Below are 24,640 nucleotides of genomic sequence, written 5' to 3' on the forward strand. Positions count from 1 at the left end.
GTCAAGGCTGTGTCCCTTCTGCGTCGGACGCGGCCGTCGCGTCCGTCACCGTCGGATACACCCGGAAGCCGCCACTTCCCGCGCCCTCGAGCACATCTCGCACCTGCCCGATGTCACGCGCGATTCTCAGCTCGATTCCCTGGCGTTTCAGTGCATTCTGCAGTTCACCGAGCATCTGGGTGGCGCTGACGTCGATCGACGGCGTGGTCTCTGCGTCGAGCACCACGACACGTGTGCGGTCGGTGCACATCGCTTCGATCTCCTTGCGGACGGCGTCGGAATTGGCGAAGTACAGTCCCGACTCGACCCGGACGACCACCGTCTCGTCGGACACCCGCGCGCCGGTATGACGGTCGACGTCGACCCACGAACCGCCCAGATCACCCAACCGGGCCACGTGTGGACGCGACGACCGGTACAGCAGGAGCAACATCGACACGGCGATCCCGATCACCAGACCCGGCAGCGTGTCGAAGAACAGGACGCCGAGCATGGCGGCGACGGCGGCGAGGAAGTCCGCCCGGGCGGCGATCCCGTAGATGCTGCCGAGCCGGTTCGTCCACACCCGGTACAGCCGCCGCAGTGCCGCGACGTCGACGAGTTCGATCACCGCGGCGATCACCACCGCGGCGAGCGTCGCCTCCGGGAGTTTCTCGAACAACCCGGTGAGGAACAGCAGGGTGAGGATCGTCAGTACCGCGACCACGAGCCCACTGACTTGGGACTTGGCTCCCGCGCTGCCGTTGACTGCCGTCTTCGACAGACTGCCGTTGACGACCATGCCGGAACACAGCCCGGCGCCGAGGTTCGCCGCGCCGAGCCCGACCAACTCCCGGTTGGGGTCCACCTCGTAGCCGGCCTTGGCCGCATAGGTCTTCGCCGCTCCCAGGCCCTCTGCGAACCCGATCAACAGCACGCCGAAGGCGGGTCCCGCCAGGTCGTAGTAGTCGTGCCAGCTGCGTCCGTGCGGCAATCCGATCGATGGGAGGCCGGCGTCGATGTGCCCGACGATCTCCACCCCGTGCTGGTCGAGCGAGAGCACGCTGACCGCGGCGATGCTCAGCAGCACCACGACGAGCGAGCCGGGGATCAGCGGCATCCACCGTTTGAGCAGCAGCACCAGCGCGAGGCTGATCGCGCCGATGAGCAAGGTGCGCCACTGCGTGTCGCCGAGGTGCCGGATCACTCCCCATGTCTGCTCGAAGAAGTCACCCTCGGACTTCTTGACGCCAAACAACTTCGGGACCTGGCCGATGATGATCGTCAACGCCAGACCGACGATGAATCCCTTCAGCACCGGCTCGGAGATGAACGACGCCGCGAAACCCAGCCGGCACAGTCCGGCCAGCAGTCCGGCGATGCCGGTCACGATGGCCAGCACCGCGGTGAGCGTGAGGTAGTGCCCGCCGTCCTGCCCGGCCACCGGCGCGATGATCGCCGCCGACAGCGCCGCGGTCGCCGACATCGGCCCCACCACCAGGTGCCGAGAACTGCCGGCCGCAGCGTAGAGCACCAGCGAGGGAACCGCGGCATACAGGCCGACGACCGGGGTGACCCCGGCGATGGTGGCGTAGGCGAGCGACTCCGGCACCAGCACTGCCCAGACAGTCAGCCCCGCGATGATGTCCGGCCGTAGCCATGAGGACTGATACCCCTGCAGCGAGGCAAAGATCCACCAGTTTCGCGCCTTCTCGGCCACCGCACCGGGTCCTTCCTGCGACCGTTTTCCACCAGAGGCGAAGTGTCGCACCCAGTCGCGCACCTCCGGCTCACCCGAAACGGGCGAACCACCGGCGTCCGCTACCGCTTCCTGCGGCGACTCGGGGCCCGAATCGTCGCGGGTCGATTTTCCACAGCAGGTCGTGGGCCTGCCCGGCGCCCACACCCCAACTGGTCAACTGACCGTGCAGACCGCTCAGCAGTTCCTGGGCCCTGTCGGTGTAGTTGGGCAGGATCGTGACCAGTTGCTCGATGGAGACGGCCAGAGCCAGCACCAGTCCGATGAGGATCGCGTTGACGGTGGCGATCGCGAGCGCCACAAAAAGATGGGACCGAGCACGCTCGCGAACGCCTTCATCCCGGCGACGGAGACCACCGCTCCGGCGACACCCAGAACGACGATCAGCCCACTCGGCATCGCCCAACGCGTGTCGGATCTGTCCGCAGCCTCGGCGCTCATGCCGATGAGCGTGGCGCAATGTCGGCGTCCGCGGCTCTTCCGTGACGGATGATATGGCACTCGCGGACGCGGCTCACCCGCTTCGGGCGACGCGCCGGATCACCGGGCCGGCTTACCGTCGCCGTGACCGCATCCCCGGAGGTGAGTGTGACCACGACGCTTTCCCCTCCGCGCAGCACCCGTACCGTTGCGAAGCAGGCCATTCCCGCGTTGCTCGTCGGTGTCGGGTCCGCGCTGGTTCTCATCGCCGTGTCGGTGGTGGCGAACAAGATCGAGCACTTCCTGTGGAACTGGCTACCCGACGAATGCGGCCTGGCCGAGGACAACCGCTGGTGGATCTTCGGCACACTCACGGTCACCGGCATCTTGGTCGGACTGATCGTCTGGAAGATGTCCGGTCATGCCGGTCCCGATCCCGCAACCACCGGCCTGGTTGCGACGCCGCTCAAACCGCGGATCCTGCCGAGTCTCGCGCTCACACTGATCATCGGACTGGCCGGCGGCGTGAGCCTGGGACCGGAGAACCCGATTGTCGCGATCAACGTCGCGCTCGCCGTCTGGGTGCTCAGCAAGGCGTGGCCGAAGTTGCCCCCGATGTTCGGGCTCATGCTCGCCGCCGCCGGCACCATCGGTGCCATGTTCGGCACGCCGGTCGCCGCGGCGCTGCTGTTCACAGAGATGAAGGAGATGCACTCCGACGGCCAGCTGTGGGACAAGCTGTTCGGTCCGTTGGTCGCCGCTGGCTCCGGGTCACTCACGATGTACCTGCTGGCGAGTCCGGTTCTCTCGGTCAACGTCCCGGCCTACGGCACCCCGCACTGGATGGACCTGGTCAGCGCCACCGTGATCGGGATCGCCGCCATGCTGCTGGGGTTCGTGGCGCTCTACGCGTTCGAGCCCCTGCACTGGCTCTTCCACAAACTGCCCAACCCGTTCGTCGCGATCACACTCGGCGGTGTCGTCCTCGGCGTGCTGGGCGCGATCGGCGGCAAGATCACCCTGTTCAAGGGCCTCGACGAGATGAAGGAACTCGCCTCCACCGCAAGTCAACACACCACGCAGGGGCTGGTGTTGATCACCGTCGTCAAACTGGTGGCCCTCGTCGTCGCCGGTGCCTGCGGATTCCGCGGTGGCCGCATCTTCCCGGCGGTGTTCATCGGAGTGGGCGCGGGACTGGTGGCCACCAGCCTGTTCCCCAGCATCCCGGTCGGCCTGGCGATCGCCTCCGGAGTGCTCGCACTCGTCCTCGTCGTCTCCCGCGATGGCTGGCTGGCGCTGTTCATGGGCGCCACCGTGGTCGGTGACGTCAGTGTGCTGCCGGTGCTCTGCCTGGTCATCCTGCCGCTGTGGCTGCTGGTGGCTGCGCGCCCCGAAATGATCGTCAAACCCAAACCGAAACCCGACCCCCAGCCGACCGAGGAGACGGCCCCAGCATGAGCACCCTGATCACCGCCTTGACCACACCCGACGTCGGCTTCGGCTCGTTCAAGTTCACGGGCGAGCACACGATGTTCGACCTGATCGCCGCCGGTACGAACGCGCTCAACGGCGCGCTGCTGGCGCGTCGGCCCGACCACTTCCGCAACTTCACGATCATCGGGATCATGCTGATGGCGCTGATCGGCGGGATCGGCGGCGGCGTCAGCCGGGACGTACTGCTGGGCGAAATCCCTTCCGCGTTCACGAATTCGGCGTTCATCGTCTTGTGCCTCGTATGCGGACTCGTCGGCTACTGCGTCAGTTTCGCGAGAGGACAACTGTTCCGCGAGGGGCTGTTCCAGTTCATGACGTCACTGTCGCTGCCCTGGTATACGATCGTCGGCGTGTCGAAAGCGAGCGAGCACGACATCCCGGTGCTCGGTGCCATCGCGATCGGCGTCATCGGCCCGACGGCCGGCCGCTACATCATCGACGTCAGCTGCGGGGTCACCCCGAAACAGTTCATCCGCGGCGAACTGTTCGTCACCACCGCAATCCTCACGTCCATCGCATGGTTGATCGCCGACGCCGCCGGGGCCGGTAATCTCTGGTCGGCATTGATCGCCTTCGCTTTCGGTTTCGCCTTCCGGCTCACCGCTCTGTACCGCGGCTGGGAGGAGCCACTGGCATCAGTCCCGAAGGGCGTGTATCTGCATGAGGACAAGCGGCCACTGCTGGGCCGCAAGCTCAAGGGCAAGTCCGAGACCGAGCTACGGATGCTGGGCCTGGATCCGGACCAGCACTGACCGAACTCGGCAACCGAAACGGGACCGCTCCGACACGACTTCACCTACGAAGGATGAGGCGACGCGCACGCCAGGATCTCACGATGGACAGCGATCTGACCTCTTCGCGACAAGGAGCGATCGTGGCCAAGGAATTCAAGGGATCCATCAAACTCGATGTCCGTGACTCCGTCGCGGACTGGGATGCTTTCCTCCCCGAGAAGCCGCCGCAGGGCGCTCCGAACGTACTGGTCGTGCTGTACGACGACACCGGCCAGGCGTCGTGGTCGCCCTACGGCGGCCGGATCAACATGCCGACCATGGACCGGCTCGCCGAGAACGGCCTGACCTACACCCAGTGGCACACGACCGCGCTGTGCTCGCCGACCCGCTCGACGTTCCTGACCGGCCGCAACCATCACCTCAACGGCTTCGCGACGATCTCCGAGTCGTCGACCGGGTATCCCGGATACAACTCGCACATCCCGCCGTCGAACGCCACGATGGCGAACGTGCTGCGGGACGCGGGATGGGCGACGTTCTGGGTGGGCAAGAACCACAACGTCCCGATCGACGAGTGGACCGCGGGAGCGTCGAAGAAGAACTGGCCGCTCGCGCAGGGCTACGACCGCTTCTACGGGTTCATCGGCGGCGAGACCAACAACTGGTACCCCTCGCTCGCCGAAGACAACCACTACATCGACCAGCCGTATACGCCGGAAGAGGGTTACCACCTCTCCAAGGACCTCGCGGACCAGGCGCTGAAGATGATCCGCGACGTCAAGCAGACCGAGCCGGAGAAGCCCTGGTACCTGTGGTTCTGCCCCGGCGCGAACCATGCGCCGCATCACGCTCCCGAGGAGTACATCGCCAAGTACAAGGGCATGTTCGACGACGGCTACGAGGCCTACCGCGAGTGGGCGCTCGGCCGCATGGTCGAGAAGGGCATCCTCCCCGCGGACACCGAACTCACGCCGTTGAACCCGATGCCGGAGGGAACCTTCTCCCCATCCGACGAGGTCCGCCCCTGGGCCGAGCTGAACGACGACGAGAAGCGCATGTTCTCGCGCATGGCAGAGGTGTTCGCCGGCTTCTCCGAGTACACCGACTCCCAGGTCGGCCGGATCGTCGACTACCTCGAGGAGTCCGGTCAGCTCGACAACACGCTGATCATCTACTGCGCCGACAACGGAGCCTCCGGCGAGGGCAGCCCCAACGGTTCGGTGAACGAAGGCAAGATCTTCGGCGGCTACCCCGACGACGAGACACAGAACCTCACGATGGTCGACCAGCTCGGCAGCCCCGACACGTACAACCATTACCCGACGGGCTGGGCCGCGGCATTTTCGACGCCCTACAAGATGTTCAAGCGCTACACCTACCAGGGCGGAGTCTGCGACCCGCTGGTGATCCACTGGCCTGCCGGCATCAAGGCCAAGGGCGAGGTGCGCCACCAGTACCACCACTCCACCGACATCGTGCCGACGATCCTCGAGGCGTGCGGCGTCGAGTTCCCCGACACGTACCACGGAGTCGAACAGACCCCGCTGTCCGGCGTGTCGATGAAGTACTCCTTCGACGCACCGGCCGACGGGCCGACCACGAAGGAAACCCAGTACTACGAGATGTTCGGCCAGCGCGGCCTGTGGCACCGAGGTTGGAAGGCCGTCTCGATGCACGGCCCGGTGTCGGGCCTCAGCAACTTCGACAAGGACGAGTGGCAGCTGTACCACACCGACATCGACCGCGCCGAGGCTCACAACCTGGCCGCCGAACATCCCGGCAAGCTCGAGGAGCTCAAGTCGCTGTGGATGGCGGAGGCCAAGGCGAACAAGGTCCTGCCGCTCAACGACCTCCAGATCATCGGCAACCCGAAGGACTACGAGACCTTCCTGACGATGGAGTTCCACCAGCCGGCACCGCCGAGCGGGCAGTACGTCTACTACCCCGGCACCAGTGAGGTCCCGGAACGGTCCTCCGCGAACGTGCACGGCGTGTCGTACAAGATCCTCGCCGAGGTCGATCTCACGGCGGATTCGCAGGGCGTGATCTTCGCGCAGGGTTCGCGGTTCGGTGGCCATTCACTGTTCATCAAGGAGGGTGTCGTCACCTACGCGTACAACTTCCTCGGCATCCCGCCGGAGGACCGCATCTCGGCACCGGTGCCGACGTCCGGCAAGCACATCATCGGCGTCGAGTTCACCAAGGAGTCGATGGGCAAGTACCGCGAGGGCGTCGGACCGCTGAAGCTGTACATCGACGACAAGCAGGTCGCCGAGCAGCAGATCCGCACTGTGCTCGGCCATTTCTCGCTCTGCGGTGAGGGGCTGTGCATCGGCTACGACAGCGCCGACCCGGTGTCGGGCGCCTACCCCGAGCCGCGGTTCGAGTTCCGCGGCGGCGAGATCAAGCAGGTCGTCTTCGACATCGCCGACGACGGGTACGTCGACGTCGAAGCGCACCTCGCGGCGGCCATGTCGCGCGACTGACGGGGGCTCCCGATCAACCCGCCGAGGATGCGCTCGGTGGGTTGATCGGTCTCCAGGGCCCTGAACCCGCGGTTTCCGGGCCACATTCATCCCAATGGGGTGAGGCCGAATGGTCCTTCCCGGCCGATGATCGGGTTGCCACCTCGAACACGGCATAGCTGAACTGGGAGGGTTGATGACTAAGAGCTTCAACGGCGTGATCAAGGAAGACATTCGGGATTCCACGCCCGACTGGTCGCCGTACATCGAGCCCTCGGCGCCGGAGAACTCGCCGAACGTGCTCTACATCGTGATGGACGACACCGGATTCGGCGCCTGGGACCACTACGGCGGCCTCATCAAGATGCCGAACCTGAAGCGCATCGCCGACGACGGCGCGGCGTTCACCCAGTTCCACACCGTCGCGTTCTGCTCGCCGACGCGGTCGTGCCTGCTCACCGGCCGCAACGCCACCTCGAACGGTATGGCGTGCATCGAGGAGATCACCACCGGCTTCCCCGGATCGAATGGCCGCATCCCGATGGAGAACGGCACCATCGCCGAGGTACTCCTCCGCAACGGCTACTCGACGCTGGCGGTGGGCAAGTGGCACCTCACACCGGCCGAGGAGGGGTCGCTCGGAGCTCGGCGGCGCACCTGGCCACTTGGGCGCGGGTTCGAGCGGTACTACGGATTCCTCGGTGGTGAGACCGACCAGTACTACCCGGACCTGGTTTCGGACAACCACCTGATCGACCCGCCGTACACGCCGGAGGAGGGGTATCACCTGTCGAAGGACCTCGCCGACAAGGCGATCTCCTTCATCCAGGACGTGAAGGCCACCGCCCCGAACAAGCCGTGGTTCACCTACTTCTGCCCCGGCGCGAACCATGCACCCCATCAGGTCCCGACCGAATGGGCGGACCAGTACAAGGGCGTGTTCGACATGGGGTACGAGAAGTACCGCGAGGTCGTGCTCGAGAACCAGAAGCGGCTCGGTCTGGTGCCGCAGGACACTGAGCTGCCGCCGCTGAACCCCTACATCGATGTCACCGGGCCCAACGGTGAGCCGTGGCCGGAGAACGACACCGCCCGCGAATGGGACACGCTCACCGACGACGAGAAGAAGGTCTTCGCCCGGCAGGCGGAGGTGTACGCCGGGTTCTCGACCTACACCGACGCCCAGATCGGCCGGCTCCTCGACTACCTCGACGAAACGGGCCAGTACGAGAACACCATCATCGTGTTCGTCTCCGACAACGGAGCGTCCGGCGAGGGCGGCCCGAACGGGACCTGGAACGAGAACAACTTCTTCAACTCCGTCATCGACGGACCGGAGGAGCAGCTGCGGATGGCGCCGAAGCTCGGCACCGTAGAGACGTACAACCACTACGCGGTGGGCTGGGCGGTCGCGTTCTGCACGCCGTTCAAGATGTTCAAGCGCTACGCCGGGTACGAGGGCGGCACCGCGGACCCGATGTTCTTCTCCTGGCCTGCCCAGTTGAAGAACGGCGGACAGTTCCGGCATCAGTACTGCCATGCGATCGACGTCGTACCGACGATCTACGACGCCATCGGCATCACCCCGCCCGAGCACATGAACGACGTCAAACAGGAACCGCTACACGGCGCGTCGCTGCTGCCGGCGCTGCGCGAGGCCGGCACGCCGAATGCCCGCCACACCCAGTTCTACGCCATGCTCGGCACCCGCGGCGTCTGGCAGGACGGCTGGTTCGCCAACACGAACCACCCGCCGATGTCGGCCGGCTGGGGACACTTCGACCAGGACACGTGGGAGCTGTACCACCTCGAGATCGACCGGAACCAGACCAAGAACCTGGCCGCCGAGATGCCGGAGAAGCTCGAGGAGCTCAAGAAGCTCTGGTTCCAGCTCGCCGACGAGTTCCACGGCCTGCCGCTGGACGACCGGAACGGGGTCGAGATCTTCGCGTACCTGCCGAAGTACCCGACCCCCACACTGATGCCGCCGACCGATGAGCAGGTGTTCTACCCCGGTCAGTCCGAGGTTCCCGAGCGCACGGCCATGCCGTATTTCGGGCGCCCGTTCGAGATTCTGGCCGAGGTCGAACTGGCCGCGGACTCTCAGGGAGTGCTATTCGCGCACGGCGGGCGCTTCGGCGGCCACTCGCTGTACATCAAGGGCGGGAAGCTGCACTACGTCTACAACTGGCTCGGGAAGCTCCGGCAGGAGATCGTGTCCGACGGTCCGCTGCCGACGTCCGGCAAGCACGTGCTCGGCGTGAAGTACGTCATCGAAGGCAAGGACGGGGTGTCCCCCACCGGCACGGCGACGCTCTACATCGACGAGTCGGCGGTCGGGTCGGCGAAGATCAAGACCCAGCAGGGTCACTTCTCGCTGGCCGGCGAGGGCCTGAACGCGGGCAGGGACGGCGGGCAGCCGGTCGGCGACTACCCGGTGCCGTTCGAGTTCTCCGGCGGCACGTTGTCGAAGGTGACGCTCAAGCGCGGTGACGACGAGTGGGTCGATCTCGAACAGACGCTCGCGGCCGGGTTCGCCAGGGACTGAGCAACCGGTCCACTTCGTCGCTTACGGTGCCCGGACAGGGTTCTCCACCCCGTCCGGGCACCGTAGCGTGGAGCGTGCAGGCCGTGAGGAGAAATGTCATGGACATCAATCCCCCGATCGTCGTCGGTGTCGACGGATCAGACCACGCGCGCATTGCGACGAGGTGGGCGGCCGAGACCGCTGCCCGGCGGACGGCGCCGCTGCAACTGGTCTGCGCTTCTCCCCCGCCACCACCGTTCGGTGTGGCGACGGCGCTGCCGCAGGATTTCTACGAGGACCGGCTTGAAGTCGGTAAGAAACTCCTCACGGAGGCAACCGAACTCGCCAAGGACGCCGTCGGCGAGCACCCGCTGGAGGTACGCCGCGAGTTTCACACCGCGCCGCCGGCACGGGTGCTGCTGACCTGGTCGGAGTCGGCGCACATGATCGTGCTCGGATCCCGGGGGCTCGGCCAGCTTGCCGGTGGATTTCTCGGCTCGGTCAGCGCCTCGGTCGCCGCCCACGCCGACTGCCCGGTCGTGGCACTACGGGGACCGGCACCCACCACAGGTCCGGTGGTGGTGGGTGTCGACGGCTCGCCCTTGAGCGAATTCGCGATCGACCACGCCTTCGAGGAAGCGTCTCTGCGCGGGGCACCGTTGGTCGCCGCGCACGCATGGAACGACCTGTCGCTCCGCCAGGCGTTCGGGTTTCACAAAGACCTGGAATGGCCGGACATCAAGGCCGAGGAGGCGGCGGTGCTCGCCGAGAGCTTGGCGGGACGCCGCGAGCGCTATCCGGACGTCGAGGTCACCGAGGCGGTCGACCCCGACCGTCCGGTCCAGATGCTGAAGCATCTGACCACCGACGCCCAACTGGTGGTGGTCGGCAGCCGTGGCCGCGGCGGATTCCGCGGGATGCTGCTCGGTTCGACCAGCCGATCACTGCTGCATGTCGCCGAGTGCCCCGTGATGGTCGTGCGCCCCCGCGGCTGAGATGCCGGCTCAGCCGAGCAGTTTCGCCTTCGCCGCAGCGAATTCGTCGTCGCTGAGCACGCCGGACTCGTGTAGCTGTCCGAGTTCCTTGAGCTTTGCGATCATCTCGTCGGCATCGGAGTTCGACGCCGCCGGCTCCGGCTCATAGGTGGTCTCCTGCTGCCGAGCTTCGTAGGCCTGCTGTTCCGCGGCACGGCGCTGAGACCGTCGATTCACCGCGTTGACGGTGGCCGCGGCGGTCCCGGCGACGACGGCGCTGCGGGCGACGGTACCGAGCAGTCCGGGTCGCACGAAGGGCCGAGCAAACGGTCGAGCAAACGGTCCAGGCCTGAACACCATGATCACGCTCCTGTAGGTCGGTGTGTCCAGTGTGGGCCGATCAGCCGCGGCCATGCCATCCCCAACTCGCTCGGAGCACCCGATTCACCCGGCAAGGGTGAGGTCCGCGGACTCGAACCCTGCGACGCTCACAGTCGACACTCCCCGTCTCGGGGAGATCGCCCGCGGGAAAGGGAGTATCGACATGTCGTCGTCATCGTTCTGGGATGTGGTGTGGCTGATCATCATCAGCTTCGCGTTCGTCGCGTACCTGATCGTGCTGTGGTCCATCATCAGTGACCTGTTCCGTGACCACAAGAGCTCCGGCTGGGCCAAGGCCGTCTGGGTGATCTGCCTGTTCATCTTCCCGCTGATCACCGCGCTGGTGTATCTGATCGCCAAGGGCGGCGACATGACCAAGCGATCGGTCGCCGAGGCGCAGCACATGAAGGACATACAGGACCAGTACATCAAGCAGACCGCGGGCACCTCCCCTGCCCAGCAGATCGCCGACGCGCAGAAGCTGCTGGATGGGGGCAGCATCACCCCCGAGGAGTTCGCGGCACTGAAGGCGAAGGCCATCGCCCACTAGCCACTCCGGACGGCTCATCACGGGCGCGGCACCGACCTCGGTGCCGCGCCCCTCCCGTTTCCGCGCTGTGCCAGACTTTCCGCATGGTCAGCGTCGGTAACAGCACCTCGCGGGGCGTGCCCCGTCTGTCGCGCCGCGGGCGCCTCGCGATGGGCGCGGCCGGTGCGGCCGCCTGGGCGTCGCGTGCCGCCGGTCGCGGCAAGGGCTCGATGATCGGCGGGCTGATCGCGCTCAAGATCGACGGTTCACTGATGGGCCAGCTGGCCGCGGGCAAGCGGACGGTGCTGATCACCGGCACCAACGGCAAGTCGACAACCACGCGGATGGTCGCGGCCGCGCTGCGCACGGTCGGGGCGGTCGCCACCAACGCCGACGGCGCCAACATGGATGCCGGCCTGGTCGCGGCGCTCGGCGAGGGACTGGACGCTCCGCTCGCGGTGCTCGAGGTCGACGAACTGCACGTGCCGCATGTGGCGGACGCGGTGAACCCGGCCGCGGTGGTGCTGCTCAACCTGACCCGAGACCAGCTCGACCGGGTCGGCGAGATCAACACGATCGAGCGACGCCTGCGCGCGGGCCTGAGCCGGCACCCCGACGCCACCGTCATCGCCAACTGCGACGACGTCCTGGTCACCTCCGTCGCCTTCGACTGCCCGAACACCGTGTGGATCGCGGCCGGCGGCGGCTGGGCAAACGACTCGGTCGGCTGCCCCCGTTGCGGCGAGCCGATTCTGCGGGACGGGCAGGACTGGCGCTGCTCCGGCTGCGAGTTCGGCCGACCCACCCCCACCTGGACCGTCGACGACACCCACCTGTCCGGCCCCGGCGGCCTTCACCTGCCGCTGACGCTGTCGCTGCCGGGCCGTGCCAACCGCGGCAACGCCGCGCAGGCCGTCGCCGCAGCGGTCGCGCTCGGCGCCGACCCGGCCGCCGCGGCCGAGGCCGCCGGCGGGGTCAGCGAGGTCGCGGGCCGCTACCGGACCGTGCAGCGCGGACCCCACCAACTCCGGTTGCTGCTGGCGAAGAACCCGGCGGGCTGGCAGGAGGCGCTGTCGATGGTCGACCACACGGTCGACGGCCTGGTGATCGCGGTGAACGGCCAGGTGCCCGACGGCGAGGACCTGTCCTGGCTGTGGGACGTGCGCTTCGAGCACTTCGAGGGCGTGAAGGTGATCGCCGCCGGCGAGCGCGGCACCGACCTGGCCGTACGCCTGACCTACGCGGGCGTCGAGCACGACCTCGAGGCCGACACCCTGCGCGCCATCGAAAAGTGCCCACCCGGCCGGGTCGAGGTGCTGGCCAACTACACCGCCTTCCGGGATCTGAACACCGCACTCGCCAAGGAGGCACGCCGTGGCTGAATCGACGGTCCGGATCGGGCTGATCCTGCCCGACGTCATGGGCACCTACGGCGACGGCGGCAACTCCGTGGTGCTGCGCCGGCGCATGCGGATGCGCGGGATCGACGCCGAGGTCGTCGAGATCACCCTCGACGATCCCGTCCCCGACTCGCTCGACCTCTACACGCTCGGCGGCGGCGAGGACGCGGCGCAGACCCTGGCCTCGCGTCACCTGACCCGCTACCCCGGCCTGCAGCGGGCCGCCGAGCGGGGTGCGCCGGTGCTGGCCATCTGCGCCGGCCTGCAGGTGCTGGGGCGCTGGTACGAGACCTCGGACGGGCGGCGGGTCGATGGCATCGGCATGCTCGACGTCACCACCTCGCCGCAGGCCGTGCGTACCATCGGGGAAGTGATCTCCGAGCCCCTGACCGACGCCCTGACCTGCGCACTGACAGGTTTCGAGAACCATCGCGGCGGCACCGCACTGGGACCGGATGCCGCCCCGCTCGGCCGCGTGACCCACGGTGTCGGCAACGGAGCCGGCGAGGGCACCGAGGGCGTGCTGCAGGGCTCGGTCGTCGCGACCTACATGCACGGTCCCGCGCTGGCCCGCAACCCGGAACTCGCCGACCTGCTCATCGCCCGCGCGCTCGGCGTGGACACTCTCGCGCCGTTGGAGATCGACGAGGTCACCCGGCTGCGGCGCGAGCGACTGGCCGTGCGGTGAGCTACTACCCCGCGCCCGGCCCCGACCAGCAATATCCGCATCAGCAGTACCCGCAACAGCCGTACCCGCCCCAGCCCTACCCGGCCGGCCCCTATCCGCCGCCGTACGGTCCGCCCGGCTACCACCCGCCGGCACAGCCCCGCAACGGGCTCGGCATCGCCGCGCTGACGATCGGCCTGGTGTCGATCGTGCTCGCGCCGACCATCGTGCTCGGCATCCCGGCCGCGCTGGTCGGGATCGGGCTCGGCATCGCCGCGTACCTGCGCACCCGCCGCGGCGAGGCGAACAACCCGGGCATCGCGATCGGCGGGATGGTCTCCGGCGCGCTCGGCATCCTCGGAGCGATCCTGATGCTGGTCCTGTTCATCTCGGCGGCGATGCACAACAGCGACTCGTCCGGGCTGCGGTCGTGCCTGGACCGCGCGCAGGGCGACCCCGCCGCCGTCATGCAGTGCCACCTCGACTACAGCGGCACCGGCGACGGCGGTCGCCCGGTCTGACGGCCGGCCCTTCAGTCGGCGGATCCGCCTCGTTCTCGCCTAGGCTTAGCGGTAGCGCCGGGTCCGCGCGGGCCGGCCGTCCGGAACCAGGTACCGCAGGGAGCAACCGATGAGCTATCCGCCCGCTCCACCCCCTCCCGGTTCCGAACCACCCGAGCCCTATCCGTCGGGCGACCATCCGCAGGGCTCCTATCCGTCCGGCCAGTACCCTCCCGGGTCGTACCCACCCGGCTCCTACCCGCCTGCCGGCTATCCGCCCGGGAGCTACCCGCCCGGCCCGTATCCGCCGGCACCCGGCTACTACGGCGGCCCGCCGCCGCGCAACGGCATGGGCATCACTGCGCTGATCCTCGGACTGGTCTCGATCGTCGGCGCGTTCATCCTCGGCCTGGGCATCATTCCCGGCGTGCTGGCGATCATCTTCGGCGTCGTCGGCTACCGCAGGTCCACCCGCGGCGAGGCCACCAACCGCGGCATCGCGATCGCCGGCATCGTCACCGGCATCATCGGCGTGCTGCTCGCGATCCTCGCGATCGTGCTGCTGATCACGGTGTTCCGGCACGCCGGCATCGGCGACTACGTCACCTGCGTCCGGGACGCGAACGGCGACCAGGCACGGATCGACCAGTGCATGCGCGAGTTCGAGAACCGGATCCCCGGATACACCTCGACGACACCGTGACCTGCAACAACGTGCGTTGCCAGTCGACTTCCGACACGGACGCGCGCTCACGATTCCGATAATCTGAATTCATGCGGGAGATGTCGGCGTCCGAGGCGTCGCGGTGCTTTTCCGCCGTGCTGGACTCCGCCGAGCGCGGCGAGACCATCGTGGTCACCCGGGCCGGTCGACGAGTCGCGGTGATCGCGCCGGCGCCACAGTCGAATGGCGCCGCACTGCGTGCGGTGTTCGACCGCTGGCGCGACAACTCGGCACTCGACGGAGCCTTTGAATCGCACGTTCACGCAGCGCGTGAGGCGGCCGCCGCAGAGTTGGACACCGACCCGTGGCGAGACTGATCCTCGACACCGGCGTCCTGATCGCCGGCGTCCGCGCAACGCTCCTTCCTCGACGCGGTCCTCGAAGTCCTCCCCGGCATCACAGCACGCGTCATCGGTGGCTGAGCCAAGCGCGCCAGCCGAAACCGCCTGCGCCTCAGAACCAGTCAGGGTCCATGTCCAACGTGGTGCGGTCCAGGCTGTCGAGCAGGTCCAGCTGCGACCCGGTGCGCGGCAGCTCGAAGCGGTAGAAGTACCGCGCGGCCTGGCGCTTGCCGTCGTAGAACGCCCCGTCCTGGTCACCGACCGCGAGCAGCTGCTCGAGCCAGATCCACGCGATCACGATGTGCCCCATCGACTCGAGGTAGATCGACGAGTTGGCCAGCGCCACCGACGGATTCCCTGTGCCCCACAGCCGGGCGGTGGTCGCGACAATGCGCTCCAGCGCGGCCCGTAGTTCACCCGCATGGTCGGCGGCGTCGCCACCCGCGGCGACCGCCCGGTCGATGGTGGCGCCGACGGTCTCGGCGAGCAGCGCGAGCCCGGCGCCGCCGTTCATGATCACCTTGCGGCCCAACAGGTCCAGGCCCTGGATGCCGTGGGTGCCCTCGTGGATCGGGTTGAGCCGGTTGTCCCGGTAGAACTGCTCGACGTCGTAGTCGCGGGTGTATCCATAGCCGCCGTGCACCTGGATCGCGAGGCTGTTGGCCTCCAGGCACCACTGCGACGGCCAGCTCTTGGCAATCGGAGTGAGCACGTCGAGCAGCAGCGTCGTACGCGCCGCCGCGTCCTCGTCGTCCGCGGTGACCTGCTCGTCGACCAGCTTCGAGCAGTACAGGCCCAGCGCCAGCGCACCCTCCACATAGGCCTTCTGCGCCAACAGCATCCGCCGGATGTCCGTGTGCCGTATCAGCGGCACCGGCGGCGAGGTCGGGTCCTTGTCGCCGGCGGCGCGGCCCTGGGACCGCGTGCGCGCGTACTCCACCGACTGCAGGTATCCGGCGTAGCCCAGCGAGATCGCAAGGAATCCGACGCCGATCCGCGCCTCGTTCATCATGTGGAACATGTACGACAGGCCCTTGTGCGGCTCGCCGACCAGATAGCCGACCGCGCCGGCCTGCCCGCCCGGGGTGTGGGTGCCGTCGCCGAAGTTCAGTAGCGTGTTGGTGGTGCCCCGGTTGCCCATCTTGTGGTTCAGGCCGACCAGCGTCACGTCGTTGCGCTCGCCGAGGCCGGCAACGTCCGGCAGCACCTTCGGCACGATGAACAGCGAGATGCCCTTGACCCCGGCCGGACCGCCGGGGATCTTCGCCAGCACCAGGTGCACGATGTTCTCGGTCAGTTCGTGGTCGCCGCCCGAGATCCACATCTTGGTGCCGGTGAGCCGGAAGCTGCCGTCGTCCTGCGGCACGGCGCGGGTGGTGATGTCGGCCAGCGAGGACCCCGCCTGCGGTTCGGACAGGCACATGGTGCCGAACCATCGACCCTCGAGCATGGGGCGCACATAGGTGTCGACCTGCTCGGCATTTCCGTGCGCGACAATGAGATTCGCGTTGCCGATGGTCAGGAAAGGGTACGAGGATGTGCTTGCGTTGGCCGCCTGGAACCACGCCATCGAGGCGCGGGCGAGAACGGTCGGCAGTTGCATGCCGCCGAGCGACTCGTCGAACTGTCCGGCGATCAGCCCGGCCCGGGCGAACACCTCGAGGGCCGCCTTGACCTCGGGGATCGTCTCGACCGTGCCGTCGGGGAGCATGTGCGGCTCATTCGCGTCCGCCAGCTTGTTGTGGGTGGCGAAGTGCTTCGTCGCCATCTCGGCACTGAGGTCGAGCACCGCATCGAAGGTCTCCCTCGAGTGCTCGGCGAAGCGCTTGCGCGCGGTCAGCGCGGTCACGTCGAGCCACTCGTAGAGCAGGAAGTCGAGGTCGCGGCGGGACAGGACGGGTGCGGGCATCAACTGATCCTTCGACGAGGTTACTAAGCGCTCACTTAGTAGAGCGGGTATCGTGAGGCCTGTCAAGGTTCCCGAGCCGCAGGAGCGCCCGCCGATGACCCGCGCGACCGACCAGCCCGCCCCCGAACGGCCCACCGCCGACCTCGGCCCGACGGTGGCCGACCTGTTCCCGGACGTGACCTCCGACGCGGCACGACGGCTGATCATCTCGGCCGTCGCATCGTTCGCCGAGCGCGGCTATCACGCGACGACGACGCGGCACATCTCCGAGGGCGCGGGACTGAGCTCGGCGGCCATGTACGTCCACTTCCCGACCAAGGAACAGGTGCTCTTCGAGGCCGGCAAGGTCGGTCACGAGGGCGTGCTCGCGGCCATCCGGGAGGCCGTCGCCGAGCACACCGACCCGCGCGACCGGATGCGCGAGCTGGTGCGCGCCTTCACCCTGTGGCATGCGCGCCATCACACGATGTGCCGGGTCGCGCAGTACGAATTGGCCGCGCTCTCACCCGAACACCATGCGATCATCGCGGAGATCCGCCGGCAGACCGAGCACTTCGTCCGCGAGGAGATCCGGCGCGGGGTCGACTCGGGCGCCTTCGTCGTACCCGACGTGACGACCGCGGCACTGGCGGTGCTGTCGATGGGCATCGACGTCGCACGCTGGTACCTGCCGGGCCGGTCGGTCGATGCCGAGCAACTGGCGGACCGGTATGCCGAGCTCGCGGCGTCGATGCTCCGCACCCGGCCGCGCAGCTGAGCAGGTCAGGCCGCCTCGAAGTACCGACACGGATTGTCGACCAGCATCGTGGTGATCTGGTCCTCGGTGACGCCGCGCCCGAGCAGTGCGGGCAGGACGTCGTCGCTGATGTGGGTGAAGTTCCAGTTCGGCACGGCCTGCGCCTTGGCCCGCTCCGGGAACCAGTCGATGAAGCACGCGGCGTCGTGCGCGAGCACCATTCTCTCGGCGTATCCGCGCCGGGCCAGCTCGACCACGGTGTCGACCCGATTCTCGAAGGGCAGCAACAGGTCCAGACCGAACCGGTCCATGCCGAGGTAGGAGCCGGCGTCGGCGATCCGGCACAGCTGGTCGAGGTCCGTCGAGTCGCCGCAGTGCCCGATGACCACCCTGCCCAGGTCGACCCCCTCCTCGGCGAGCACCCGTTGCGCGACGAGCCCGGAACCGGTGTGCGGGTTGGTGTGCACCGTGATCGGCAGTCCGGTCTCGACGTGCGCCTGCCCGACCGCGCGCATCACCCGTTCCACGCCGGGTGTCAGCCCCTGCGCCTCGATGGCGCACTTGAGGAAAGCTGCCTTGACGCCGGTGCCGGCGATGCCCTCGCGGATGTCACGGACGAACAACTCGACCATCGGCTCCGGCGCGTCGAAGAGCATGCCCGGGCCCATGTAATGGAACTGGAAGGGCAGTTCGTTGTAGGTGTAGATGCCGGTCGCCGCGATGATGTTGATGTCGACCTGTTCGGCGACACGCTGGATCCGCGGGATGTAGCGGCCGAGCCCGATCACCGTCGGGTCGACGATCGTGTCGATCCCCCGCGCCTTGCAGTCACGCAGCTTGGCGACGGCGTCGTCGATGCGCGCCTGCTCGTCCCAGCGATCCGGGAAGTCGGGATAGTTCTGCTGCAGCTCGGTGCCGAGGACGAAGATGTGCTCGTGCATCAGCACCCGGCCGAGCGCCGAGGAATCGATGGGACCGCGGATGGTCTCGACTGCCGACATGCCCACTCCTGCGCCGAAGGGGTCCCCAGACAGGGGTCGGGCCGGGGATGTATTCGCATCCTCGGCCTGATCTCTGCTTCTCGAACTTTTGAATTGTTACCACTTCTCTTGTTCGATCCGCACTACTGATGCTAGACCTCCCCACACCCCTCGACAAGAGGTTTGACGTGCGGATTCCGGGGCAATTTCGGGGAGGCCGCGGGGATGCTCAGCGCAGTTCGCGGCGTCCCGACAACGCCCGCCCCAGCGTCAGCTCGTCGGCGAATTCGAGGTCCCCGCCCATCGGCAGGCCCGATGCGAGCCGGGTGACCGTCAGGCCCGGGAAGTCGCGCAGCATCCGGACCAGATAGGTGGCGGTGGCCTCGCCCTCGGTGTTCGGATCGGTCGCGATGATCACCTCGGACACGTCGACGCCGTCGACCTGGTTGCCGATCCGGGCCAGCAGCTCGCGGATCCGCAGCTGGTCCGGACCGATCCCGTTCAGGGGGTCCAGGGCGCCGCCGAGCACGTGGTAGCGGCCACGGAACTCACGGGTGCGCTCGACGGCCTGCACATCCTTGGGCTCTTCGACCACGCAGATCAACGTGCGGTCGCGGCGCGGGTCCGCACAGATGCGGCACAGCTCGTTGTCCGCGACCGTGCCGCAGACCGTGCAGAACTGCACGCCGTCGCGCACCCGCTGCAGTGCGTTCTGCAGCCGTTCGATGTCCGTGGGCTCGACACCCAGCAGGTGAAAAGCGATGCGCTGCGCGCTCTTCGGCCCGATGCCGGGCAGCTTGCCGAGCTCGTCGATCAGATCCTGAACCGGACCCTCGTACATTCCGGTCCCCTTCGCCTAGGCCCGTCGCTCAGAATCCGGGCAGGCCCATGCCGCCGCCCATGCCGCCGGCGAGCGGGCCGAGCTTCGAGGCGGCGAGCTGCTGCGACTTCGTCGACGCGTCCGCGATGGCGCCGATCACCAGGTCCTGGAGGGTCTCCGCGTCCTCGGGATCGATCACCTTCGGATCGATCGCGAGCGCGACGACCTCGCCGGTGCCCTTGACGGTCGCGGTGACCAGACCGCCACCGGCCTGCCCGGTGACCTCTTCCTGGGCCAGTTCGGCCTGGGCCTGCATCAGCTGCTGCTGCATCTGCTGCGCCTGCTGGAGAATCTGCTGCATGTCGGGCTGGCCGCCGGGTTGCATCGGACGCGGTCCTCTCGTTTGTCTGAACACAGTGGTCAGAAGCACGGGGTCAGAAGCACGGGGCACGAACAGTCGCACCGTGCGGTCAGTCTAGTGCGCGGCGCCGGGCGCGCGCCGGGCTCGGGTCTCCGCCCGACAGGCGCCCGGCGAACCGGCAGCCGCCTGTCAGGCCTCGACCGCGGCCTTGAGCTTGGCCAGCACCTGCTCCTGGATCTTGCGCAGCCCCAGCGGCGCGAAGGTCTTCTCGAAGAAGCCGCCGATCCCGCCCGCACCCTTCCAGGCCGTGGTGGTCGTCACGGTCGACCCAGCACCGGCAGGCGCGACCTGCCAGGTCGTCACCAGCGTCGAGTTGGCGTCCGTCTCGGTGATCGTCGACCCGCTCACGCTCACGGTGGCCTTGATGTCGCGTGAGCGCTTCTGCGTCGCCTGCAGCGTCCACTGCGCCACCGTGCCGTCGCCCTGACCGCCCTCGAGCACCCGGTAGTCCAGGTACTGCTCGGTGAGGATGCGCGGACGAACCTCCTGGTAGTCGGCGAGGGCCGCGAGCACCTTGTCCGGCGCGGCGGCGACGGTCACCGAACTGCTTGCGCTTACCTGTCCCACTGTCGTCTCCTCTGACCTGGTGGACCTCGGGTGCCGTCGTGACACCGACCGTCCTGTTTACACCGATCTGCCGTAAATGTCCGCCCCGCCGTGATGGACTGTCCTCTCACGATGGGGGTCGATGTTCAGCACTTCCATCCTGCCTGCTTCGGCCCTGCCGGATCCGATCAGGTTTCCGGGCGAGCGGGACGGCGAATGGTCGACGGTTCGCGGAGCAGATACGGTCAGGAGGTGGCTGGGTTCTTGAATCGAGTGAGTGTGGGACGTCTCGGGTCGAGCCTGTGGGGAGGGGGTGAACCACTCGGGCGCGAGGTCGGATGGGAAGCGCACCGCGCGGGCGTGCAGCGACTGCTGGACAGCTACCGCGCGATCCCGTCGAACGCCACGGTCCGGCTGGCGAAGAAGACCTCCAACCTGTTCCGTGCACGGGCGGCGACCAACGCACCGGGGCTGGACGTGTCCGGGCTGGACGGTGTGATCGCGGTCGACCCGGCGGCGCGCACCGCGGATGTGCAGGGCATGTGCACCTACGAGAACCTGGTGGCCGCGACCCTGCGCCACGGTCTCGCACCGATGGTCGTGCCGCAGCTGAAGACCATCACGCTCGGCGGCGCCGTGACCGGGCTGGGCATCGAGTCCACCTCGTTCCGCAGCGGTCTGCCGCACGAGTCGGTGTCCGAACTCGACGTGCTCACCGGCGCGGGCGAGGTCGTCACCACCGGACCGGATTCCGCCGAGCACGCCGACCTGTACCGCGGGTTCCCGAATTCTTATGGCACGCTGGGCTACTCGACCCGACTCAAGATTCAGCTCGAGCAGGTCAAGCCCTACGTCGAGCTGCGGCACCTGCGTTTCACCAGCATCGACAGGCTGCAGGAGACGATGGACCGGATCGCCACCGAGCGCCGGTACGACGGCGTGGAGGTCGACTACCTCGACGGCGTGGTCTTCTCCGCCGACGAGGCGTATCTGACCCTCGGAACCCAGACCGACAGCCCGGGGCCGGTCAGCGACTACACCGGCATGGACATCTACTACCGGTCGATCCAGCACCCGGTCGCCCAGAGCCCGAAGATCGACCGGCTGACCATCCACGACTACCTGTGGCGCTGGGACACCGACTGGTTCTGGTGCTCGCGGGCCTTCGGCACACAGAACCCGAAGATCCGCCGGTTCTGGCCGAAGCCGCTGCGCCGCAGCAGCTTCTACTGGAAGCTCATCGGACTCGACCAGAAGTACGACATCGGCGACCGCCTCGAGAAGCGCAAGGGCAATCCGCCGCGTGAGCGTGTCGTCCAGGACGTCGAGGTGCCGATCGAGCGCACCACCGAATTCGTCCACTGGTTCCTGGAGAACACCCCGATCGAGCCGATCTGGCTGTGTCCGTTGCGGCTTCGCGATTCGGCCACCGTTGCGCCGGATCCCGCCCGGCCCTGGTCGCTGTATCCGCTCGAGCCCAAGCGCACCTACGTGAACATCGGCTTCTGGTCCTCGGTGCCGATCGTTCCCGGCGAGATCGAGGGCGCCGCCAACCGGATGATCGAAGGCAAGGTCACCGAGTTGGACGGACACAAATCGCTCTATTCCGACTCCTTCTATTCCGAAGACGAGTTCGCCAAGCTGTACGGCGCCGATCGGTACACCGACATCAAGCGCCGCTACGACCAGGATTCCCGATTGCTCGACCTATATTCCAAGGCGGTACGACGACAGTGACGACGTTCAAGGAAGCCTCCATGAACACCACCACCCCCACCACCCCCGGCAAGATGTCGCTGGCCGAGATCATCGACGTGCTCACGCGGGGCGAGATGCCGCTGCGGTTCACCGCGTACGACGGCAGCAGCACCGGACCCGACGACGCCCCCTACGGCCTCGATCTGAAGACGCCGCGTGGCGCGACCTACATCGCCACCGCCCCAGGCGATCTGGGTATGGCCCGCGCCTATGTCTCGGGCGATCTCGACATCACCGGCGTGCACCCCGGCGACCCCTACGAGCTGTTCAAGGTGCTCAGCGAGGACATGCACCTGCACCGCCCGCCGGCCATGACGGTCGCGAGCATCATGCGTTCGCTGGGCTGGGAGCGCCTGCGCCCGATCGCCCCGCCCCCGCAGGAGACCCTGCCCCGCTGGCGGCGCGTCGCCGAGGGTCTGCGGCACTCCAAGACCCGCGACGCCGAGTCGATCCATCACCACTACGACGTCTCGAACGCCTTCTACGAGAAGGTGCTCGGGCCGTCGATGACCTACACCTGCGCGGCCTACCCGACGGCCGACTCCACTCTCGAGGAGGCACAGGAGGCCAAGTACCAGTTGGTCTTCGACAAGCTGGGACTGGAGTCGGGCATGCGACTGCTCGACGTCGGCTGCGGCTGGGGCGGGATGGTCCGGTTCGCGGCCCGTCGCGGGGTGAAGGTGATCGGCGCGACGCTGTCCCGCGAGCAGGCCGAGTGGGCGCAGAAGGCCATCGCCGACGAGGGCCTGAGTGAGCTCGCCGAGGTGCGCTTCTCCGACTACCGCGACGTGCCCGAGCGCGGATTCGACTGCATCTCCTCGATCGGCATGACCGAGCACATCGGCGTGGCGAACTACCCGTCGTACTTCGCGACGCTGTTCGACCGGTTGCGCCCGGGCGGTCGCCTGCTGAACCACTGCATCACCCGGCCGGACAACCACGCCAAGGTCAAGGCCGGCGCTTTCATCGATCGGTACGTGTTCCCGGACGGTGAGCTGACCGGCTCGGGCCGGATCATCACCGAGATGCAGAACATCGGCTTCGATGTCCGCCACGAGGAGAACCTGCGCGAGCACTACGCGCTGACCCTGCGTGACTGGTGCCGGAACCTGGTCGAGAACTGGGACTTCTGCGTGAACGAGGTCGGCGAGGGCACCGCGCGGGTGTGGGGACTGTACATGGCCGGCTCGCGACTCGGCTTCGAGCGCAACGGGATCCAGCTGCACCAGGTGCTTGCGGTCAAGCCCGGCGAGGACGGCGACGCCCAGGTGCCGCTGCGGCCCTGGTGGAGCCGCTGAGCTCCGACAAGAAGACCGATCACGGCCCCGGACGCGCCTTCCGCGTCCGGGGCCGTGTCACATCCGCCGTGCGGGGCGGGTTCGGAGCATGATGTGCGGGTGACTATCGAACGCACCGAGCACGAGGGCACTCCGTTGACCTTCAGCCGGCCCACCGGGGACATCCGGGCCGGGATCGTGGTCATCCAGGAGGCATGGGGCATCACCCGCCACCTCGCAGGCCTCACCGGACCGCTGGCGGCCGAGGGCTACCTGGCTGTTGCCCCGCACCTGTACCACCGGCAGGGCGATCCGGTCGTCGAGGACCACGACTTCCAGCGCGCCCGCCCGCTCCTGCAGGGGCTGACCGGGTCCGGCATCTCCGCCGACGTGAACGCGGCGATCGACTACGTGCACGCGCAGGGGGTGCGACAGGTCGGCATCGTCGGGTTCTGCATGGGCGGCACCATCGCCCTGTGGGCCGCGGCGAGCGCGCACGTCGACGCGGCGGTCACGTTCTACGGCAGCGGCATCGCGAAGTCACGCTGGCGCGGGATACCGTCCGGACTCGAACTGGCCGCCAAGGTCCGCGTGCCGTGGCTCGGGCTGTACGGCGACCTCGACAAGTCGATCCCGATCGACCAGGTAGAGGAGTTGCGTACGGCGCTCGAACCGGTGAACGCGCCGACCCAGATCGTGCGCTACGCGGATGCCGGCCACGCGTTCGCGACCGATCCCGACTCCCCGCGGCACGTCGCCGACGCGGCCGAGGACGCCTGGATTCGCACGCGAGAGTTCTTCGCGGACCACCTGCGGGCGTGAGCGACGAGAGCCGCGGCGTGCCGTCGTCGCGCGCTTTTCCCCACACAAGTCGGCACAGATCCGGCATCTACCCGAAGCCCGGCCTACCTGTGTGCGGATAGGCGCATCACCGCGGCGACAACGGCGCCGGCGGGTGCTGCACCAACGGATCCGGCGCGTACTTTTCACAGTGCGCTTGCTGATCAGCCCGTTCCTGCGCCGAAGAGCCCGCCCGTCCCGAATCGACCAGAAGCCGGCGCGGGGTCTCCGAGGTACTCCCGTCCGCTGCAGGCCCTGTCGTCAGCTGAACCGTCGAGTCGAACGCAAACCAGAAGGCCCCGGTTCCAGACAGCCCCTCCAGTTCCCCGTCGGGGAATACGGCATACTCACCAGGTGTCGGATAGATGCAGATCGTCACGTTGTGCGCGCTTCCGCCACCCATCGGCGTCGCCGACACAGCGCGGAAGAGTTCACCACCCGTGTGGTTCCGAGTTTGCC

Annotated in this window: 23 protein-coding genes; 15 read left to right on the top strand and 8 right to left on the bottom strand. The window is 67.7% G+C overall.

Features of this window, described 5'->3' with window-relative positions:
- Position 1: 1 nt before the first annotated feature.
- Entirely contained in the window at positions 2 to 1,699 is a 1,698-nt protein-coding gene (locus G4X40_RS04990; protein ID WP_277830558.1) for a SulP family inorganic anion transporter, read from the bottom strand.
- Positions 1,700 to 1,769: 70 nt separating this feature from the next.
- Positions 1,770 to 2,039, bottom strand: coding sequence for a hypothetical protein (locus tag G4X40_RS04995; RefSeq protein ID WP_277830560.1), 270 nt, complete (start codon positions 2,037 to 2,039; stop codon positions 1,770 to 1,772).
- 287 nt (positions 2,040 to 2,326) lie between these two features.
- Between G4X40_RS04995 and G4X40_RS05000 the strand changes: the two genes are divergently transcribed.
- The 5 genes from G4X40_RS05000 (at position 2,327) to G4X40_RS05020 (ending at position 10,373) form a co-directional block, all read left to right on the top strand.
- Positions 2,327 to 3,616, top strand: a complete 1,290-nt coding sequence (locus tag G4X40_RS05000) for an ion channel protein (protein WP_277830562.1) — start codon at positions 2,327 to 2,329, stop codon at positions 3,614 to 3,616.
- Positions 3,613 to 4,404 (top strand): trimeric intracellular cation channel family protein, encoded by a 792-nt coding sequence (locus tag G4X40_RS05005; protein ID WP_277830563.1) that lies wholly within the window; start codon positions 3,613 to 3,615, stop codon positions 4,402 to 4,404. The genes G4X40_RS05000 and G4X40_RS05005 overlap by 4 nt, the downstream gene beginning before the upstream one ends.
- Before the next feature lie 83 nt (positions 4,405 to 4,487).
- A complete protein-coding gene (locus G4X40_RS05010) occupies positions 4,488 to 6,872 on the top strand; it encodes an arylsulfatase (RefSeq protein ID WP_277830564.1) in 2,385 nt (794 codons plus the stop codon).
- Positions 6,873 to 7,047: 175 nt separating this feature from the next.
- The gene (locus tag G4X40_RS05015; protein ID WP_277830566.1) at positions 7,048 to 9,399 is read left to right on the top strand and encodes an arylsulfatase; all 2,352 of its coding nucleotides are present in this window, start codon (positions 7,048 to 7,050) and stop codon (positions 9,397 to 9,399) included.
- A 98-nt stretch (positions 9,400 to 9,497) separates the two neighbouring features.
- Positions 9,498 to 10,373: a universal stress protein gene (locus G4X40_RS05020; RefSeq protein ID WP_277830567.1), complete on the top strand. Its 876-nt coding sequence runs from the start codon at positions 9,498 to 9,500 to the stop codon at positions 10,371 to 10,373.
- Positions 10,374 to 10,382: 9 nt separating this feature from the next.
- On the opposite strand, the gene G4X40_RS05025 is transcribed toward G4X40_RS05020, so the two are convergent.
- Positions 10,383 to 10,712 carry an SHOCT domain-containing protein gene (locus G4X40_RS05025; protein WP_277830568.1) on the bottom strand — a complete coding sequence of 110 codons (330 nt, stop codon included), beginning with the start codon at positions 10,710 to 10,712 and terminating at the stop codon, positions 10,383 to 10,385.
- Between the two features lie 184 nt (positions 10,713 to 10,896).
- Between G4X40_RS05025 and G4X40_RS05030 the strand changes: the two genes are divergently transcribed.
- From G4X40_RS05030 to G4X40_RS05055, 6 genes are all read left to right on the top strand, one after another.
- Entirely contained in the window at positions 10,897 to 11,283 is a 387-nt protein-coding gene (locus tag G4X40_RS05030) for an SHOCT domain-containing protein (protein WP_277830569.1), read from the top strand.
- Between the two features lie 83 nt (positions 11,284 to 11,366).
- Positions 11,367 to 12,644: a Mur ligase family protein gene (locus G4X40_RS05035; protein ID WP_277830570.1), complete on the top strand. Its 1,278-nt coding sequence runs from the start codon at positions 11,367 to 11,369 to the stop codon at positions 12,642 to 12,644.
- Entirely contained in the window at positions 12,637 to 13,350 is a 714-nt protein-coding gene (locus G4X40_RS05040; protein WP_277830571.1) for a type 1 glutamine amidotransferase, read from the top strand. Before G4X40_RS05035 ends, G4X40_RS05040 begins: the two co-directional genes overlap by 8 nt.
- A complete protein-coding gene (locus tag G4X40_RS05045; RefSeq protein ID WP_277830572.1) occupies positions 13,347 to 13,850 on the top strand; it encodes a DUF4190 domain-containing protein in 504 nt (167 codons plus the stop codon). Before G4X40_RS05040 ends, G4X40_RS05045 begins: the two co-directional genes overlap by 4 nt.
- Before the next feature lie 109 nt (positions 13,851 to 13,959).
- Positions 13,960 to 14,532, top strand: a complete 573-nt coding sequence (locus G4X40_RS05050) for a DUF4190 domain-containing protein (protein ID WP_277830573.1) — start codon at positions 13,960 to 13,962, stop codon at positions 14,530 to 14,532.
- A gap of 71 nt (positions 14,533 to 14,603) precedes the next feature.
- Positions 14,604 to 14,870, top strand: a complete 267-nt coding sequence (locus G4X40_RS05055; protein ID WP_277830574.1) for a type II toxin-antitoxin system Phd/YefM family antitoxin — start codon at positions 14,604 to 14,606, stop codon at positions 14,868 to 14,870.
- A 136-nt stretch (positions 14,871 to 15,006) separates the two neighbouring features.
- On the opposite strand, the gene G4X40_RS05060 is transcribed toward G4X40_RS05055, so the two are convergent.
- The gene (locus G4X40_RS05060; protein WP_277830575.1) at positions 15,007 to 16,803 is read right to left on the bottom strand and encodes an acyl-CoA dehydrogenase; all 1,797 of its coding nucleotides are present in this window, start codon (positions 16,801 to 16,803) and stop codon (positions 15,007 to 15,009) included.
- Positions 16,804 to 16,855: 52 nt separating this feature from the next.
- Here G4X40_RS05060 and G4X40_RS05065 point away from each other — a divergent pair, with 52 nt between their 5' ends.
- Positions 16,856 to 17,560: a TetR/AcrR family transcriptional regulator gene (locus G4X40_RS05065; protein ID WP_277830577.1), complete on the top strand. Its 705-nt coding sequence runs from the start codon at positions 16,856 to 16,858 to the stop codon at positions 17,558 to 17,560.
- A 5-nt stretch (positions 17,561 to 17,565) separates the two neighbouring features.
- Here G4X40_RS05065 and G4X40_RS05070 read toward each other — a convergent pair whose 3' ends face one another.
- The 4 genes from G4X40_RS05070 to G4X40_RS05085 all read right to left on the bottom strand — a co-directional run bounded on the left by G4X40_RS05070 (position 17,566) and on the right by G4X40_RS05085 (position 20,327).
- Positions 17,566 to 18,540, bottom strand: a complete 975-nt coding sequence (locus G4X40_RS05070; protein WP_277830578.1) for a phosphotriesterase family protein — start codon at positions 18,538 to 18,540, stop codon at positions 17,566 to 17,568.
- Positions 18,541 to 18,748: 208 nt separating this feature from the next.
- A complete protein-coding gene (gene recR / locus G4X40_RS05075) occupies positions 18,749 to 19,360 on the bottom strand; it encodes a recombination mediator RecR (protein WP_277830580.1) in 612 nt (203 codons plus the stop codon).
- A gap of 28 nt (positions 19,361 to 19,388) precedes the next feature.
- Entirely contained in the window at positions 19,389 to 19,724 is a 336-nt protein-coding gene (locus tag G4X40_RS05080) for a YbaB/EbfC family nucleoid-associated protein (protein WP_277830583.1), read from the bottom strand.
- 165 nt (positions 19,725 to 19,889) lie between these two features.
- Positions 19,890 to 20,327, bottom strand: a complete 438-nt coding sequence (locus G4X40_RS05085; RefSeq protein WP_277830585.1) for an SRPBCC family protein — start codon at positions 20,325 to 20,327, stop codon at positions 19,890 to 19,892.
- Positions 20,328 to 20,606: 279 nt separating this feature from the next.
- Between G4X40_RS05085 and G4X40_RS05090 the strand changes: the two genes are divergently transcribed.
- The 3 genes from G4X40_RS05090 to G4X40_RS05100 all read left to right on the top strand — a co-directional run bounded on the left by G4X40_RS05090 (position 20,607) and on the right by G4X40_RS05100 (position 24,163).
- On the top strand, positions 20,607 to 22,043 hold the full coding sequence (locus tag G4X40_RS05090; protein WP_277831293.1) for an FAD-binding protein: 1,437 nt from the start codon (positions 20,607 to 20,609) through the stop codon (positions 22,041 to 22,043).
- Positions 22,044 to 22,063: 20 nt separating this feature from the next.
- Positions 22,064 to 23,362 carry a class I SAM-dependent methyltransferase gene (locus tag G4X40_RS05095; protein ID WP_277830586.1) on the top strand — a complete coding sequence of 433 codons (1,299 nt, stop codon included), beginning with the start codon at positions 22,064 to 22,066 and terminating at the stop codon, positions 23,360 to 23,362.
- Positions 23,363 to 23,461: 99 nt separating this feature from the next.
- Positions 23,462 to 24,163, top strand: a complete 702-nt coding sequence (locus G4X40_RS05100; protein WP_277830588.1) for a dienelactone hydrolase family protein — start codon at positions 23,462 to 23,464, stop codon at positions 24,161 to 24,163.
- Positions 24,164 to 24,640: the final 477 nt, after the last annotated feature.

Source organism: Speluncibacter jeojiensis (assembly GCF_029589495.1).
In the GTDB taxonomy this organism is placed as follows: domain Bacteria; phylum Actinomycetota; class Actinomycetes; order Mycobacteriales; family Mycobacteriaceae; genus Speluncibacter; species Speluncibacter jeojiensis.